This window comes from Staphylococcus sp. 11-B-312 (genome assembly GCF_016743055.1).
GTDB lineage: Bacteria > Bacillota > Bacilli > Staphylococcales > Staphylococcaceae > Staphylococcus > Staphylococcus ureilyticus.
In genome coordinates this window covers 1,631,007-1,649,768 of sequence record NZ_CP068241.1, presented here as the reverse complement: position 1 = coordinate 1,649,768, position 18,762 = coordinate 1,631,007, and the positions used below count along the sequence as shown (strand labels likewise).

Genomic DNA, 18,762 nt, shown 5'->3' with positions numbered 1-18,762 from the left:
AGGAGAGCATGTAAATGAAACAATCTAAAGTATTTATACCAACGATGAAAGAGGTACCTGCAGCAGCTGAAGCTTTGAGTCATAGACTTTTGTTAAAAGCAGGATTAATCAAACAAAGTACGAGTGGTATTTATAGCTATTTACCGTTAGCTGCTAAAGTTTTGAATAACATTGAAAGTATTGTAAGACAAGAAATGGAACGTATCGACGCTGTGGAAATTTTAATGCCAGCGTTACAAAAAGCTGAACTATGGGAAGAATCCGGTCGTTGGAGTGCATATGGTCCAGAATTGATGCGTTTGAAAGACAGACATGGTCGTGAGTTTGCACTTGGACCAACACATGAAGAACTTATAACATCTGTAATCAGAGATGAACTTAAATCATATAAACAATTACCACTTACTTTATTCCAAATACAATCTAAATTTAGAGATGAAAAACGCCCGCGCTTTGGATTGTTACGTGGTCGTGAATTTATTATGAAAGATGCATATTCATTTCATGCTGATGAGACTTCATTAGATGAAACATACCAAGATATGTATCACGCATATGACCGCATATTTAAACGTGTCGGAATAAATGCGCGACCAGTAGTTGCAGATTCAGGTGCTATTGGTGGCAGTCATACACATGAATTTATGGCTTTAAGTGAAATTGGTGAAGACACAATAGTTTATAGTGAAAATAGTGATTATGCAGCTAATATTGAAAAAGCTGAGGTTGTATATCATCCCAATGAAAAGCATGATGAGATAGCGTCATTAACAAAAATAGAAACACCTCAAGTGCACACAGCACAAGCATTAGCAACATTTTTAGAAAAACCACTGGATGAAATTACAAAATCCATGGTATTTAATGTTGATGGTGAATTTATTATGGTACTTGTACGTGGTCACCATGAAATTAATGATGTGAAATTAAAAGCATTCTTTGGTACGGATCACATCGAATTAGCTACAGAAGATGAAATTAAAAATTTATTAGGTGCATCTCCTGGTTCACTTGGTCCTATTTTCGATAAAAACATCAAAGTATATGCTGATAATTTTATAAAAGATTTAAATAATATTGTTGTAGGTGCTAATGAAGATGGTTACCATTTATTGAATGCAAATGTAGGGCGTGACTTTGAAATCGAAGCTTATGGAGACTTTAGATTTATTTTAGAAGGAGAACCTTTAGCTGATGGATCAGGTGATGCTAAATTTGCCGAAGGAATTGAAGTTGGGCAAGTATTTAAACTTGGTACTAAATATTCTGAAGCAATGAATGCAACATTCCTGGATAATCAAGGTAAAGCTAAACCTTTATTAATGGGATGTTATGGTATAGGTATTTCTAGGACTTTAAGTGCGATTGTTGAGCAAAATAATGACGAAAATGGTATTATATGGCCGAAATCAGTAACGCCATTTGATTTACATTTAATTACAATCAATCCTAAAAAAGAAGAACAACGTGAATTGGCTGATCAATTATATAAACAATTAAAAGAAACATATGATGTACTTTATGATGACCGTAAAGAACGTGCAGGTGTTAAATTTAATGATGCCGATTTAATAGGCTTACCAATTAGAGTAGTAGTTGGTAAAAATGCTGCTGAAGGTATCGTAGAAGTTAAACGACGTGATACAGGTGAAAGTGAAGATGTTCAAATTGATAACTTAAATAGTTATATTAATGATTTATACCTAAGTATATAAGTCAACAGTCAACTTTAACAAAATGATTGCTATCATATACGTTGCTAAAATTAAGATGTAAGTTAAAACATTAATACGCATATACTTTATATAAATGCATATCATTGCTAAAAGTATTAGATGAAACGTTTAGTTTAACCTGTACTTTAATGTTTGATCATCCTTAATTAGTGAGCGGGAAAGCGAAATCGAATGAATCATGTTTGATTTCATTCCCGCTCTTATTTATGATAAGAAACCATAATGTAAAAATAGTAAAGTTTAAGTATTAGAAATTAAAGGTTTTACGTTATAAGATAGATAATGTACAAAATACAAACGCGACAGTTAAAGAAATTATATGAAATAGTAACGTAGTGTAATTAATAGTAAGGTGGTTATCGTCATGTCAATGACAAATCAAGAAAAATTCAAGATTTTAGCTGATCAAATTAAAATTGCAGATCATTTGGATCCAGAAATTTTAGCACAAAGTGAATTAACACGTGTAGATGTTAAAACAACGGATCGTACCTGGGTATTTCAGATAACATTTCCATATTTTTTACCAATTGAAGATTATCTGTTATTTATGAATGCAATTACTGAAGAATTTAAAACAATCGCTAAAGTCGATTGTAATTTTACAATCACAAATAAAGCGAATCAAGATGAATATGCATTGAAATACTTTAGTTATTGCATTGACCAAACAAAATTATCACCTAAAGTAAAAGGTCAGCTTAAGCAAAAGCGCTTAATTATGTCAGGGGATGTGCTCAAAGTCATGTGTCAGAATGATATAGAGCGAGATCATTTTGACAAAGCGTGCAATGGAAGTTTGATTAAAGCATTTCAACAATGTGGTTTTGCAATCAGCAGTATCATTTTTGAAACAGACCAAACATCTAATGGAGACGACTTGGCATCGTTAGAAGCACACATTCAACAAGAAGATGAGCAAAGTGCACGTGAAGCCACTGAAAAGTTAGAAAAGATGCGTGCTGAAAAAGCTAAACAACAAGATAATAATGAAAGTACTGTAGCTAAATGTCAAATTGGAAAACCAATCCAAATAGAAAATGTAAAACCTATTGAATCGATTATTGAAGAAGAATTTAAAGTTGCAGTTGAAGGTGTTATCTTTGATATTAATTTAAAAGAATTGAAAAGTGGACGCCATATAGTAGAACTAAAAGTTACAGACTATACAGACTCCTTAGTATTGAAAATGTTCACTAGAAAAAATAAAGATGATTTAGCTCATTTTAAAGCTCTCAGTGTCGGTAAATGGGTTCGAGCACAAGGCAGAATAGAAGAAGATACATTCGTACGAGATTTAGTCATGATGATGTCTGATATAGAAGAAATAAAAAAAGCAGTTAAACAAGATAAAGCAGACGAAAAACGCGTAGAATTTCACTTGCATTCGTCCATGAGTCAGATGGACGGCATTCCGAATATAAGTGCATATGTAGAACAAGCAGCTAAATGGGGCCACAAAGCTATTGCAATTACTGATCATAATGTGGTTCAAGCATTTCCAGATGCGCATGCTGCAGCAGAAAAAAATGATATTAAAATGATTTATGGCATGGAAGGCATGTTGGTCGATGATGGTGTGCCCATAGCGTATAAGCCTCAAGACATTGATTTAAAAACTGCAACATATGTTGTTTTTGACGTTGAAACAACAGGTCTATCTAATCAGTATGATAAAATTATCGAACTCGCAGCTGTAAAAGTACAAGAAGGAGAAATTATTGATAAGTTTGAACGTTTTAGTAATCCACACGAACGTTTATCTGAAACAATCAAGAATTTAACGCATATCACAGACGATATGCTCGTCAATGCACCTGAAATTGAAACTGTTTTAACCGAGTTTAAAGCGTGGGTCGGTGACGCGATATTTGTAGCACATAATGCATCATTTGATATGGGATTCATTGATACCGGTTATGAAAAAACTGGCCTAGGCGCATCAACTAACGGTGTGATAGATACACTTGAACTTTCTAGAACCATCAACACTGAATATGGAAAACATGGTCTGAACTTTTTAGCTAAAAAATATGGTGTAGATTTAACACAACATCACAGAGCGATTTATGATACTGAAGCAACAGCTTATATTTTTATAAAGATGTTAAAACAATTAGAAGAAGCAGAAGTTTATAATCATCAAGATATTAATAAGTCTTTATCAAATGAAGACGCTTATAAACGTGCTCGCCCAAATCACGTAACACTTATTGTGCAAAATCAACAGGGCTTAAAGAACTTATTTAAAATAGTGAGCGCATCTTTAGTTAAATATTATTATAGAACACCTAGAATTCCACGTTCACTTTTAGATGAATATCGAGAAGGTATTCTTGTTGGTTCCGCATGTGATGAAGGTGAAGTATTTACTGCAGTAATGCAAAAAGACCAATCTCAAGTGGAAAGAATAGCAAAATACTATGATTTTATTGAAGTACAACCACCTGCATTATACCAAGATTTAATAGATAGAGAATTGGTGAGAGATAATGAAACATTACATGAAATTTATCAACGTCTCATCCAAGCTGGAGATGTGAATGATATACCTGTTATTGCAACAGGAAACGCGCATTATCTAAATGAACATGATGGTATTGCACGTAAAATTTTAATAGCATCACAGCCAGGTAACCCGTTAAATCGTAGTACTTTACCTGAGGCGCACTTTAGAACTACGGATGAAATGTTAGATGAATTACATTTCTTAGGTGAAGCAAAAGCACATGAATTAGTTGTGAAAAATACAAATGACTTAGCAGACCGTATTGAACGCGTAGTTCCGATAAAGGATGAATTGTATACGCCCCGCATGGAAGGTGCTAATGATGAAATACGAGATATGAGTTATGCTAACGCCAGAACATTGTATGGTGAAGATTTACCACAAATTGTAATTGACCGATTAGAGAAAGAGCTTGAAAGTATCATTGGGAATGGTTTTTCTGTGATATATTTAATTTCACAAAGACTGGTTAAAAAATCATTAGATGACGGTTATCTAGTTGGATCACGTGGCTCTGTAGGTTCGAGTTTTGTAGCGACAATGACTGAAATTACAGAAGTTAACCCATTACCTCCACATTATATTTGTCCAGAATGTAAAGAAAGTGAGTTCTTTAACGATGGATCCGTTGGTTCTGGTTTTGATTTACCAGATAAAAAATGTGCCACATGTGGATGTGATTTAATTAAAGAAGGCCAGGATATTCCTTTTGAAACTTTCTTAGGTTTTAAAGGTGATAAGGTTCCTGATATCGACTTGAACTTTAGTGGTGAATATCAACCACAAGCTCATAATTATACAAAAGAATTATTTGGTGAAGATAAAGTCTTTCGTGCAGGTACAATTGGTACGGTGGCTGAAAAAACAGCTTTCGGTTTTGTGAAAGGATTTTTAAATGATCAAGGTATTCACAAAAGAGGCGCTGAAGTTGATAGACTCGTAAAAGGTTGTACTGGTGTAAAACGTACAACAGGACAACACCCTGGAGGCATCATCGTTGTACCAGATTATATGGATATCTACGATTTTACACCTGTTCAATTTCCGGCAGATGATCAATCATCGGCTTGGATGACGACTCATTTTGATTTCCATTCAATACATGATAACGTTTTGAAACTGGATATATTAGGACATGATGATCCGACGATGATTCGTATGCTGCAGGATTTATCAGGTATTGATCCTAAAACGATACCTGTCGATGATAAGGAAACTATGGGTATTTTTAGTTCGCCAGAACCTTTAGGTGTAACTTCAGAACAAATTTTATGTAAAACTGGAACATTTGGTGTGCCAGAATTTGGTACAGGATTTGTGCGCCAAATGTTAGAAGATACCAAGCCAACTACATTTTCAGAGTTAGTTAGAATATCTGGATTATCACATGGTACGGATGTTTGGCTAGGTAACGCACAAGATTTAATACGCTCAGGAACTTGTGATTTATCAAGTGTTATTTGTTGTCGTGATGATATTATGGTTTATTTAATGTATAACGGTTTAGAGCCTTCACTCGCCTTCAAGACAATGGAATTTGTACGTAAAGGTAAAGGGCTAACTGACGATATGGTTGAAGCAATGGTAGACAATGAAGTGCCAGATTGGTATTTAGATTCATGTAGAAAAATTAAATACATGTTCCCTAAAGCCCATGCGGCAGCATATGTATTGATGGCAGTACGTATTGCGTATTTCAAAGTTCATTATCCACTTTATTATTATGCAAGTTACTTTACGGTACGTGCATCTGATTTTGATTTAATTTCAATGATTAAGGATAAAGAAAGTATTCGAAATACAGTAAACGATATGTATTCACGTTATATGGATTTAGCCAAAAAAGAAAAAGATACTTTAACAGTATTAGAAATCATGAACGAAATGGCGCAACGCGGTTATCGTATGCAACCAATTAGTTTAGAGAAAAGTAAAGCATTTGATTTTATCATTGAAGATGATAGTTTGATTCCGCCATTTATTGCTGTTCCTGGATTAGGCGAAAACGTTGCACAACGTATCGTTGAAGCACGTGAAGAAGGACCGTTTTTATCAAAAGAAGATTTAAATAAAAAAGCTGGATTGTCACAAAAAGTCATCGAGTATTTAGATGAACTTGGTTCATTACCTAACTTGCCAGATAAAGCACAATTATCAATATTTGATATGTAATCGAGCAATATATTAGTAGGTATGGAATAAAAAATGTTAAATGTATAAAATTTTGATATTAGTTATTGTCATACTATATGAAAATATATAGTTGTTTGTATAGGAAATGAACATATGGTATAATAATATTGCTTAAAAAATTAGACTCAGGCAGGAAGAGTGGGCGTTATACCCGCTCTTTTCTATTTGCCAAAAAAGGAGGTCAGTATGAGTAAAGTAACTGAGCAAGTTGAATCAATTATTCAACCCGTCCTTAACGACTTAAATTTTGAATTAGTTGAAGTCGAATACACAAAAGAAGGAAAAGATTACTTCTTAAGAGTATCCATTGATAAAGAAGGTGGCGTCGATTTAAACGATTGTGCCTTAGCTTCTGAAAAGATTAGTGAAATTATGGATGAAGAAGATCCTATTCAAGAAATGTATTATTTAGATGTAGCTTCTCCAGGTGCTGAAAGACCTATAAAAAAAGAAAAAGATTTCCAAAATGCTGTTACAAAACCAATATACGTTTCTTTATATGCGCCAATTGAAGGTGGAAAAGAATGGTTAGGTATCTTAAAAGAAGTAACAAGTGAAACGATTATTATGGAAGTAAAAGAAAAGTCAAAGAAGAAACAAGTTGAAATTCCAAGAAATAAAATCGCTAAAGCACGTCATGCTGTAATGCTTTAATGTGATGAGGAGGATGATAAGTCGTGTCAAGTAATGAATTATTATTAGCAACTGAATATTTAGAAAAAGAAAAAAAGATTCCAAGAGAAGTATTAATTGATGCAATTGAAGCAGCGCTAATTACTGCATATAAAAAGAACTATGACAGTGCAAGAAGTGTACGCGTTGAGTTAAACATGGATGAAGGTACATTTCATGTAATTGCTCGTAAACAAGTTGTAGAAGAAGTAATGGATAATAGAGAAGAAATTGACTTAAGTACAGCGCTAGTTAAAAACCCAGCATATGAAGTTGGTGATATATACGAAGAAGATGTAACACCAAGTGACTTTGGGCGTGTAGGTGCACAAGCTGCGAAACAAGCAGTAATGCAGCGTTTACGTGATGCTGAACGTGAAATATTATATGATGAATTTATCGATAAAGAAGATGATATTGTTAATGGTCTTATTGATAGAGTAGATCACCGCTATGTTTATGTTAATTTAGGACGTACAGAAGCTGTATTATCTGAGGCTGAAAGAAGCCCTAATGATAGTTATATTCCTAATGAAAGAATTAGAGTGTATGTCAATAAAGTAGAGCAAACGACAAAAGGACCGCAAATTTACGTTTCTCGTAGCCATCCAGGATTACTCAAACGTTTATTTGAACAAGAAGTACCAGAGATTTTTGACGGTACAGTCATTGTAAAATCTGTGGCACGTGAAGCAGGAGACCGCTCTAAAATCAGTGTTCATTCAGATAACCCAGATATCGATGCAGTAGGTGCATGTGTGGGTGCTAAAGGTTCTCGTGTTGAAGCGGTTGTACAAGAATTAGGTGGCGAAAAAATTGACATTGTTCAATGGAATGAAGATCCGAAGGTCTTTGTTAAAAATGCTTTAAGTCCATCTCAAGTACTACAAGTGATTGTTGATGAAGCAAACCAATCAACTATTGTAGTTGTGCCTGATTATCAATTATCGTTAGCGATTGGTAAGCGTGGACAAAACGCACGTTTAGCTGCGAAATTAACTGGTTGGAAAATTGATATTAAATCAGAAAGTGATGCTAGAGCTGAAGGTGTTTATCCGACAGACGAAGCACTAGAAATAGAAGAAGATGAAAATATTGAACAGGATACAAACATTGATTTGGAAGATGTGAATATTGAAACGCATGACTTAAAAACGGATGATGAAACAGATAGCATAGATGAAGATGACGCTGAAAAATAATTTGGAGTGAGCTTTTATGAAAAAGAAAAAAATTCCAATGCGTAAATGTATACTTTCAAATGAAATGCATCCAAAAAAAGATATGATTCGAGTTGTTATTAATAAAGAAGGCGAAATTTTTGCCGATGCTACAGGAAAACAACAAGGTCGTGGTGCATATGTATCAAAAGATGTTAAATTAGTAGAAGATGCACAAAAACAAGGTGTATTAGAAAAATACTTTAAAGTTGATGCAGAAACTCTAGATCCTGTATACAAGGAAATTATACGTCTTATTTATCGCGAAGAGATACCTAAATGACTATAGAGAAAATCGTAAATTTTTTAGGTTTAGCAATGCGTGCTGGAAAAGTAAAAACAGGTGAATCGGTCATTTTAAATGACATTAAGAAAAATAGGTTAAAGCTCGTAATTATTGCAACTGATGCTTCTGAAAATACAAAGACAAAGTTTCAGAGCAAGTGTGAAAGTTACCATATATCATTTCGCATATTTGGAACAAGAGCTGAATTAGGACAAGCTTTAGGTAAAGCAGAACGAGTTAACATTGGAATCACTGATCAAGGCTTTGCTAAAAAGTTAGTGTCAATGATAGATGAATATCGTAAGGAGTGACTATATGAGTAAAATAAGAATTTACGAATACGCCAAAGATTTAAAATTAAAAAGTAAAGATATTATAGATGAGTTAAAGAAAATGGACGTTGAGGTAACGAGCCATATGCAAACGTTAGAAGATGACCAAATCAAGGCATTAGATAAGGTTTATAAACCAGAGAAATCGAATGCATCAGAAAATAAACAACAAGGTCAAAATCAACAAAAACCATCAAATAACAAGTCTAATGCTAATAAAAAAGATAATAATCAAAACAACAAAAATAACAACAAAAATAAGAAAAACAGCAAAAACAGCAAAAATAACAACAAAAATAAACAAACTAAACAAGAAGAACCAAAAGAAATACCTTCACACATCACTTATCAAGAAGGTATCACAGTTGGAGAACTTGCTGAAAAAATCAATGTTGATTCTTCAGAAATAATTAAAAAGTTATTCTTATTAGGCATCATGGCTAACATTAATCAAGCATTAGATGATGAAACTTTAGAATTAATTGCTGATGATTATGGTGTTGAAGTTGAAAAAGAAGTTGTTGTTGATGAAGAAGATTTATCAATTTACTTTGATGATGAATCTGAAGATGAAGATGCAGTAGAAAGACCAGCAGTTGTTACTATTATGGGACACGTTGATCATGGTAAAACAACGTTATTGGATTCTATCCGTCACACACAAGTAACAGCAGGTGAAGCTGGTGGTATTACACAACATATCGGTGCTTATCAAATTGAAAATGATGGCAAAAAAATCACTTTCCTTGATACACCAGGACATGCTGCATTCACAACAATGCGTGCACGTGGTGCGCAAGTAACTGATATTACAATTTTAGTTGTAGCAGCAGATGATGGTGTAATGCCTCAAACGATAGAAGCAATCAACCATGCCAAAGAAGCGAATGTACCAACGATTGTAGCAGTTAATAAAGTTGATAAACCGACTGCTAACCCTGATCGAGTAATGCAAGAATTGACAGAATACGGTTTAATTCCAGAAGACTGGGGTGGCGATACAATTTTCGTACCGCTTTCTGCTTTAAGTGGCGATGGTATAGAAGATTTAATAGAAATGATTGTGCTTACATCTGAAATTCAAGAACTAAAAGCAAATCCTGCTAAAAAAGCAGTAGGTACAGTGATAGAAGCAGAATTAGATAAGTCACGTGGTCCATCTGCATCACTTCTAGTGCAAAATGGTACACTGCATGTTGGAGATGCTTTGGTTGTTGGTAATACGTATGGTAGAATTCGTGCAATGGTTAATGACTTAGGACAAAGAATTAAATCTGCAGAACCGTCTACGCCTGTTGAAATCACAGGTATTCATGATGTACCACAAGCTGGGGATCGTTTTGTTGTGTTTAAAGATGAGAAACAAGCAAGACGTATTGGTGAAGCACGTCATGAAGCTAATGTTTTACAACAGCGTCAAGAAAGTAAGAGCGTTTCACTAGATAATTTATTTGAACAAATGAAACAAGGTGAAATGAAAGATTTAAATGTCATCATTAAAGGTGATGTTCAAGGTTCTGTCGAAGCACTTGCAGCTTCACTAATGAAAATTGAAGTAGAAGGCGTTAATGTTCGCATAATTCATACTGCAGTAGGTGCGATTAATGAATCTGATGTAACTTTAGCGAATGCGTCAAATGGTATCATCATTGGCTTTAACGTAAGACCGGATACTGGTGCCAAACGTGCAGCCGAAACAGAAGGTGTAGATATGAGATTACACCGTGTTATTTATAGTGTTATTGAAGAAATAGAAGCTGCAATGAAAGGCTTACTAGATCCAGAATATGAAGAACAAGTGATTGGCCAAGCAGAAGTGCGTCAAACATTTAAAGTTTCAAAAGTGGGTACAATAGCTGGTAGTTATGTCACAGATGGTAAGATTACGAGAAATGCGGGTGTCCGTGTTATCAGAGATGGTATCGTCCAATTTGAAGGTGAACTGGACACATTAAAACGTTATAAAGACGATGCAAAAGAAGTAGCTCAAGGCTATGAATGTGGTATCACGATTGAAAAATATAACGACCTAAAAGAAGGCGACATAATAGAAGCTTTCGAAATGGTTGAAATTAAAAGATAAAGACAGTTATCTTAAGAAAATACAAAAATTTTAAACCGTAGGCTAATTTATCATGTTAGCTTACGGTTTTTTTCTTTTAAATATGTTATCTTTTGGGTAAGAGAAGGTGTGGCTTTGAAGCATTTGAAAAAAATGTTTATTTTTATAATTTAATATAATGTTTTGTTTTAAGTGCATAGTTACTCATAAAATTAGCTATTTATTAAGCATTGTAAACCAGTTAAAAATTTTTTAGTAAAATTGCTTGTTATTTCAATATGGACACTAACTGTCTATGTACTTAATTAAACTTAGCATAAATAGGAGGTTATAAGTGATGAGTGAATATTTAAAAGAAATAAATGAATTTTGGCAAGAATACTTGGATCAATATAACTCTATTTATGATTTAGAAACTTTAAATGAAATCAGAGAAAGACATGACATGACTGCTTTTCTACACCCTCAAGATTTAGCATATTTAAAAAGAAATTTTGGTGAAGATTTTAGTAACATACCAAGATTTAAAAAGTTGATTGATTTTGCAAATGGAAAAGTAAAAATCAATAAGCATAGACAACGAATTGTCCAAAATGAAGCAGAATTAAGTCCAGCCATAGCAAGACCGTATTTTGGAAATCCTGAAAGAGCAGATATTGTAATATTGAAAAAAAAGGCGGAAAATGATTTTATAATTAATGATCCTACCTTACCAGATGATATGGTGGTACATTATCGTAATAGAATATTGCAAGACATACAAGGTAAATTGAATTTAAACGGTCATAAGGTATTTATTCCTTATATAGATCATCATTGTTGGTTTAAGAAATATATATATAGTAACGGATCCATTTTGAAGCAATTCAATATTAATCCCAATAGAGTGATGGTTATGAATTTCTTCCCATATCAAACTGGTCATACAGCAGGTATACCAAAAGATTTTTTAACATTTAACCATTATCTACCGTCACAAGTTATGAATTTTGAACTCTTACTAAAAATTATAAATGATGATAAGCGTCGAATTTATATTGTTAGTGAAGAAGAACTCTTTATTTCAATCTTTAAAAATTTTACTAATAGTGATTTACATCAATATCTTGTTGACAATTTGTTTGTGCTTTCATCTAAACAGAATAGACATATTACAGCATGTAATGTATTGAGTTATAAAGAGCATATTAGACGTTTAAAAAAGAAAGAGTCATTGAATAAAATAGATTATTATAAGTGGAATCAGCAACAAAAGAAAGAGCGAGAGCTAGGGAATTCAGATTTTATAAGAAAGCTTAAAGCTATTCAATATAAAGAAGCATTACCGCGTTAGTAAAATTGAACTGACTAAAAAGGTAACTTTCATTTCAAATGATATGAAAGTTACCTTTAATATGTAGTTAAATATGATAATGCTTGAATAATGATTTGATTTGATTTTTAAAATCTTCTACATAATGATCTGGTTTTAATAAAATGATTTCTTGTGGATATTCATATGCTAAATTTAGGCATTCGTTTTTTGAGATTATGAGTTCTGCTTCAATAAATGCTTCATTATTTTGTGAATTTAGTACTATAAATTGCCGTTGAATTTGTTCCCATATGGAAGGGCGAAATTTCATAATGACTGTTGGAACTTGCAGAAAGATATTTTCATCAAATGCTTCATCATATTGCTCGATATCTTGTATTGAATTTAAATCTTGTGTAAAAATTTCGTGTTGATATATATAAGTAATCCAATATTTATTTTTGAAATATCTTGTGTATACCGGTACGACTTTATACGTTTGATTGTCAACATCATTTAGCAATATAATCTGTTTGTTTTGTATAGCAAGTTGAATTTTATAAATAAGTGTGGATTCTGTTAATTCGTGATTGATTGTAAATTGATTAAGTAATGTATTAGATAAAAATTTTTCAGCTAGATTCGAATTACTGTTTAGCCCTCTAAATAAATTGTAGGTATCGATATGAATGTGAGGCGTGAAATTTTTCATCCTAAATAGTAAGTTAAGTAACCGATTATTTTTAAATTTATAGCGATCTATACTAATGCGATGTCGGCCTATATTATTTTCATAAACAATCCTTGCATTTAGCCCTTCCCATTCATGGTCTTCATATAAAAAGTTATTTATATCACTAAAATCTCGTTGAATGGATCTTACATTAACGTTTAATTGTTGTGCAAGTTCTTCTTTGCTTAATTTTTTTCCGTTAAATAGACGAGTGAAAATATAAAGTAGTCTTTCTGATTTATCCAAGTATACACGCTCCTTATCATTTCAATAGAAAAATTCATTTTTTATTAGTTTGAATTATAGCATGATACTTTCTATAATGTGTAAAACATTATAAAATAAATTAAAAACTTAAATGATATTAAAGTAGTGATTTTTTATAAAATTAAACTTAGTTTTTCATAAATGATCATTGTATTTAAAAAACAAAAATGTAATAAAGTTTCATTTTATAACACTTTGGAAATATAATTGTGCCTAACTGTTATGAAATCATGTTTAATTGTTTCAGAGCTATTACCTTTTTGAGTTATAATGAATTTGTAATTAAATTTTTAAACGTAAAAAAGAAGGAAGTTTGTTTGACGTTGTGAAATGAACTGTCATATAATCTTTAAGTAAGATAAATATACATGTATGAATGATATTTGTGAGGTGAAATATAATATGAATATGAGAGCTGAACGTGTTGGCGAACAAATGAAACAAGAAATTATGGATATTGTTAATAATAAAGTCAAGGACCCTAGAATTGGTTTCCTAACAATAACAGAAGTTCAATTGACGAATGATTTATCTATTGCAACAATTTATTTAACTGTACTTGGAAATGATAAACAAATTGATGATACGTTTAAAGGTTTAGAGAAAGCGAAAGGTTTTATAAAATCTGAAATTGGTTCAAGAATGCGCTTAAGAATTGTTCCAGATTTAAAATTTGAATACGATGAATCGATAGACTACGGTAATAAAATTGAAAAGATGATTCAAGATTTACACAAAAATGATTAATTTTAAAAGCTGAAACAAATACCTATTGAGATATTTGTTTCAGCTTTTTTATAACCATTTATTTATTGAGACGTGTTAATATAAATAAGGAATGATATTAAAAGGACGATTGAAGGTGACATTAAAATGTATAACGGTATTTTACCTGTTTATAAAGAACGTGGTTTAACAAGCCATGATGTTGTATTTAAATTAAGGAAGATTTTAAAAACAAAAAAGGTTGGACACACTGGTACATTAGATCCTGAAGTATCAGGTGTATTACCCATATGTATAGGTTCAGCAACAAAGGTAAGCGATTATATTATGGAAATGGGAAAGACTTATTTTGCAACTGTATATTTAGGGTTTAGTACAACTACAGAAGATCAGACAGGTGAAATTTTAGAAAAAAAGCACATTGAGGAAAATACACTTATAGAGGCGCAGATTGATAGCGCAATAGCACGTTTTGAAGGTGTCATTACGCAAATTCCTCCAATGTATTCATCAGTAAAGGTGAATGGTAAAAAGCTTTATGAATATGCAAGGAAAAATGAAACAGTCGAAAGGCCTTCAAGAGAAGTTGAGATTTACGATATTAAACGAGCGTCTGATTTAAGATTTGAAAATCGAGGTTGTCAATTTGATATCAGAGTAAAGTGTGGTAAGGGTACTTATATTAGAACGTTGGCAACAGATATAGGAAAGATGCTTGATATACCAGCACATATGTCAAAGTTAACAAGAATACAAAGCGGTGGGTTTGATATTGAAGATAGTCTTTCAATCGAACATGTACAATCACTACATGAGCACGAAACATTACAACAAAATCTTTTTCCGATAGAATATGGTTTGAGAGGTTTGAAAAAAGTCAATATTTCAAACGAAAATCAAAAAAATAAAATATTGAATGGTCAAAAATTTAGTAAGAATGAATTTGATCATTCTATTAACACGTTGGTTGTGATGTTTGACACAAAAGAAAATAAGGCATTAGCAATTTACACACCACATCCTGATAAACCATATGAAATAAAACCAAAGAAGGTATTTAACTAAAGGAGAAATAACCATGAAAGTAATTGAAGTAACTCATCCGATTCAAGAAAATCAGTATATATCAGAAGATGTAGCAATGGCTTTTGGTTTTTTTGATGGCATGCATAAGGGACATGCAGAGGTATTTGATACTTTAGAAAAAAAGGCAGAGGCATCGAATTTAAAGAAAGCTGTAATGACATTTGATCCACATCCTTCTGTTGTTTTAAACCCTGAACTTAAACGTACAGATTACTTAACACCGATTCAAGATAAAATAGAAATATTAGAATCATATGGTATTGATTATTGTATCGTTATTAATTTTTCATCTAAATTCGCCAATGTAAGTGCCGAAGAATTTATACGAGAATATATCATTAATAATCATGTAAAAGAAGTGGTTGCAGGATTTGACTTCACTTTCGGCAAATTTGGAAAAGGCAACATGATGATTTTAGATGAAATGACGGAATTTAATACGACTATCGTGAGTAAACAAGAGCTCGAATCGGAAAAAATTTCTACAACAGATATTAGAAAATCACTCAAAACAGGAGACTTACAAAAAGCTAACGATGAACTTGGATATCGATATCGAATTAAAGGTATGGTTGTACAAGGCGAAAAACGTGGGAGAACAATTGGCTTTCCCACTGCGAATGTAGAGCCAAGTGGAGAATACGTTTTGCCTAAAAATGGCGTTTATGCTGTGAGTATGAAAATAGGTGCAGATGATAAAGTTTATCGTGGAGCTGCCAATGTTGGCGTCAAACCCACATTTCATGATCCGTCTAAAGCGCAAGTTGTAATAGAAGTTAACCTGTTTGACTTTCATGAAAACATATATGGTGAGCGTGTTATCGTTTATTGGCATCATTATTTAAGACCAGAAGTTAAATTTGATGGTATAGATCCTTTGGTTGAACAAATGAATAAAGATAAAGAAAAAGCGAAATATTTACTTTCTGTTGATTTTGGTGACGAAATATCATATAATATTTAAGTCTGATGTGTTAAACACACATACTAGGCACCTTTATCTTGGCAGTTCGAGACTCCGACGTTTTGCTCGGATAAAGGCGCATAAAAATAAAAAGGAGGAAATTGACTATGGCAATTTCACAAGAACGTAAAAATGAATTAATTAAAGAATATCGCACACACGAAGCGGACACTGGTTCTCCAGAAGTACAAATCGCTGTGTTAACTGCAGAAATCACTGCATTAAACACTCACTTACGTGAACACACGAAAGACCACCATTCACGTCGTGGATTATTGAAAATGGTAGGTCGTCGTAGACACCTATTAAACTACTTACGTAGCAAAGATATTCAACGTTACCGTGAATTAATTAAATCATTAGGTATCCGTCGTTAATCTTTAGACGTATATTTATCGGGAAAGAACCTTTGGGGTCTTTCCCTTTTTTATAATTTTTGCATTTATAATTATACATTAAACTATATACTAATATAAATCTTTATTAATAAATGATATGATAGGATTAACAGATAAATGAGAGGAGATTCGTAATGTCTCAAGAAAAAAAAGTTTTCAAAACCGAGTGGGCAAATAGATCTTTAACGATTGAAACGGGACAATTAGCCAAACAAGCAAACGGTGCAGTACTTGTTAGATATGGTGATACAGTCGTTTTATCTACTGCAGTAGCATCAAAAGAACCACGAGATGGTGACTTTTTCCCATTAATGGTTAACTATGAAGAAAAAATGTATGCTGCAGGTAAAATACCTGGTGGCTTTAAAAAACGCGAAGGACGTCCAAGTGATGAAGCCACGTTAACTGCACGTTTAATTGATAGACCCATTCGACCACTGTTCCCTAAAGGTTACAGATATGACGTTCAAATTATGAATACAGTATTGAGTGCTGATCCAGATTGCTCTCCTGAAATGGCAGCAATGATAGGTTCGTCAATGGCATTAAGTGTTTCTGACATACCTTTTCAAGGTCCAATAGCAGGTGTAAACGTTGGTTATATAGATGGTGAATATGTGATTAATCCTACCGTTGCACAAAAAGAAGTATCTAGACTCGATTTAGAAGTAGCTGGTCATAAAGATGCGGTGAATATGGTAGAAGCTGGTGCAAGTGAAATTACAGAAAATGAAATGCTTGAAGCGATTTTCTTTGGACATCAAGAAATTCAACGTCTAGTTAGCTTCCAAGAAGAAATTATCGACCATATTCAACCAGAGAAAAAAGCATTTATTCCTGTTGAAAAAGATGAATCACTGGTTGCCAATGTAAAATCATTAACTGAATCATATGGTTTGAAAGAGGCCGTATTAACATTTGATAAGCAACAAAGAGATATTAATTTAGATGAACTTAAAGAGAAGGTTGCATCAGAATTTGTTGATGAAAATGATGACGAAAATGAAGCATTAATCAAAGAGGTCTACAGTATATTAGATGACTTGGTTAAAGAAGAAGTTAGACGTCTCATTGCAGAAGAAAAAATTAGACCAGATGGTCGTAAAACAGATGAAATTCGTCCATTAGAATCTGAAGTAGGTATTTTACCAAGAGCACATGGTTCAGGTTTATTCACAAGAGGACAAACTCAAGCACTTTCAGTATTAACATTAGGGTCAATGAGTGAATACCAAATCTTAGATGGTCTTGGTGAAGAAGAACAAAAACGTTTTATGCATCACTATAATTTCCCAAATTATTCAGTTGGTGAAACTGGTCCAGTTCGTTCACCTGGTCGACGTGAAATTGGACATGGTGCGTTGGGAGAACGTGCGCTTAGCCACATCATTCCAGACGTTAAAGATTTCCCATATACTGTGAGAATAGTGAGTGAAGTATTAGAATCAAACGGTTCATCATCACAAGCTTCTATTTGCGGGTCCACACTAGCGTTGATGGACGCAGGTGTTCCAATCAAAGCCCCAGTTGCGGGTATTGCCATGGGATTAGTGACACGTGACGATAGTTATACGATTTTAACAGATATACAGGGCATGGAAGATGCGCTTGGAGACATGGACTTTAAAGTAGCAGGTACATCGGAAGGTATTACAGCTATACAAATGGATATCAAAATTGATGGTTTAACTAAAGAAATTATTAAAGAAGCGCTTGAACAGGCTCGAGAAGGTCGTTTAGCCATATTAGATCATATGTTAAAAACAATTGATACGCCACGTAGTGAACTTAGTGCTTTTGCACCTAAGGTTGTTACGATGTCTATTAAACCTGAAAAAATTAGAGATGTCATTGGTCCTGGTGGTAAAAAAATCAATGAAATCATTGATGAAACGGGTGTTAAATTAGATATCGAACAAGATGGAACGATATTTATTGGTGCAGTAGATAAAGATGCGATTGAAAAAGCACGTAGTATCATAGACGAAATCACACGAGAAGCGGTAGTTGGAGAGGTATACAATGGTACAGTTAAACGTATTGAAAAATATGGTGCCTTTGTTGAATTATTCCCAGGTAAAGACGCACTTGTACACATTTCGCAAATTGCTAATGAGCGCATTGATAAAGTAGAAGATGTGTTGAAAGTAGGAGACACATTTAAAATTAAAGTTACAGAAATTGATAAACAAGGTAGAGTAAATGCTTCGCATAAAGCATTACTATCTAATCATTCTAAATAATGTTTATTGCTAGAGACTGGTAAAATGATGAGAACTGCTTA

The 18,762-nt window shown here is 33.1% G+C and carries 14 protein-coding genes; 13 read left to right on the top strand and 1 reads right to left on the bottom strand.

The window, feature by feature from the left end:
* Positions 1-14: 14 nt before the first annotated feature.
* The 8 genes from JG554_RS07875 (at position 15) to JG554_RS07840 (ending at position 12,343) form a co-directional block, all read left to right on the top strand.
* Positions 15-1,715: a proline--tRNA ligase gene (locus tag JG554_RS07875; RefSeq protein ID WP_107360262.1), complete on the top strand. Its 1,701-nt coding sequence runs from the start codon at positions 15-17 to the stop codon at positions 1,713-1,715.
* A 385-nt stretch (positions 1,716-2,100) separates the two neighbouring features.
* A complete protein-coding gene (locus JG554_RS07870; protein ID WP_107360263.1) occupies positions 2,101-6,417 on the top strand; it encodes a PolC-type DNA polymerase III in 4,317 nt (1,438 codons plus the stop codon).
* A 207-nt stretch (positions 6,418-6,624) separates the two neighbouring features.
* Positions 6,625-7,092 carry a ribosome maturation factor RimP gene (rimP, locus tag JG554_RS07865; RefSeq protein WP_046208630.1) on the top strand — a complete coding sequence of 156 codons (468 nt, stop codon included), beginning with the start codon at positions 6,625-6,627 and terminating at the stop codon, positions 7,090-7,092.
* A gap of 23 nt (positions 7,093-7,115) precedes the next feature.
* Positions 7,116-8,312 carry a transcription termination factor NusA gene (nusA, locus tag JG554_RS07860; protein ID WP_203265225.1) on the top strand — a complete coding sequence of 399 codons (1,197 nt, stop codon included), beginning with the start codon at positions 7,116-7,118 and terminating at the stop codon, positions 8,310-8,312.
* 16 nt (positions 8,313-8,328) lie between these two features.
* On the top strand, positions 8,329-8,613 hold the full coding sequence (gene rnpM / locus JG554_RS07855) for an RNase P modulator RnpM (protein WP_046208628.1): 285 nt from the start codon (positions 8,329-8,331) through the stop codon (positions 8,611-8,613).
* A complete protein-coding gene (locus JG554_RS07850) occupies positions 8,610-8,927 on the top strand; it encodes a L7Ae/L30e/S12e/Gadd45 family ribosomal protein (RefSeq protein WP_046208627.1) in 318 nt (105 codons plus the stop codon). Before rnpM ends, JG554_RS07850 begins: the two co-directional genes overlap by 4 nt.
* A gap of 4 nt (positions 8,928-8,931) precedes the next feature.
* The gene (gene infB, locus JG554_RS07845; RefSeq protein WP_119505764.1) at positions 8,932-11,031 is read left to right on the top strand and encodes a translation initiation factor IF-2; all 2,100 of its coding nucleotides are present in this window, start codon (positions 8,932-8,934) and stop codon (positions 11,029-11,031) included.
* 316 nt (positions 11,032-11,347) lie between these two features.
* Complete coding sequence (locus JG554_RS07840; RefSeq protein ID WP_225309919.1) at positions 11,348-12,343, top strand: hypothetical protein; 996 nt, start codon at positions 11,348-11,350, stop codon at positions 12,341-12,343.
* 67 nt (positions 12,344-12,410) lie between these two features.
* On the opposite strand, the gene JG554_RS07835 is transcribed toward JG554_RS07840, so the two are convergent.
* Positions 12,411-13,283 (bottom strand): HTH domain-containing protein, encoded by an 873-nt coding sequence (locus tag JG554_RS07835; protein WP_107360387.1) that lies wholly within the window; start codon positions 13,281-13,283, stop codon positions 12,411-12,413.
* Between the two features lie 423 nt (positions 13,284-13,706).
* Here JG554_RS07835 and rbfA point away from each other — a divergent pair, with 423 nt between their 5' ends.
* The 5 genes from rbfA (at position 13,707) to pnp (ending at position 18,721) form a co-directional block, all read left to right on the top strand.
* Positions 13,707-14,051, top strand: coding sequence for a 30S ribosome-binding factor RbfA (gene rbfA, locus JG554_RS07830; RefSeq protein WP_019468695.1), 345 nt, complete (start codon positions 13,707-13,709; stop codon positions 14,049-14,051).
* Positions 14,052-14,177: 126 nt separating this feature from the next.
* Entirely contained in the window at positions 14,178-15,095 is a 918-nt protein-coding gene (gene truB / locus JG554_RS07825) for a tRNA pseudouridine(55) synthase TruB (protein ID WP_107360230.1), read from the top strand.
* Positions 15,096-15,108: 13 nt separating this feature from the next.
* Positions 15,109-16,080 (top strand): bifunctional riboflavin kinase/FAD synthetase, encoded by a 972-nt coding sequence (locus JG554_RS07820; protein WP_107360231.1) that lies wholly within the window; start codon positions 15,109-15,111, stop codon positions 16,078-16,080.
* 107 nt (positions 16,081-16,187) lie between these two features.
* Complete coding sequence (gene rpsO / locus JG554_RS07815) at positions 16,188-16,457, top strand: 30S ribosomal protein S15 (RefSeq protein ID WP_019468698.1); 270 nt, start codon at positions 16,188-16,190, stop codon at positions 16,455-16,457.
* Positions 16,458-16,612: 155 nt separating this feature from the next.
* Positions 16,613-18,721: a polyribonucleotide nucleotidyltransferase gene (pnp, locus tag JG554_RS07810; protein ID WP_046208621.1), complete on the top strand. Its 2,109-nt coding sequence runs from the start codon at positions 16,613-16,615 to the stop codon at positions 18,719-18,721.
* The last annotated feature ends 41 nt before the right edge of the window (positions 18,722-18,762 follow it).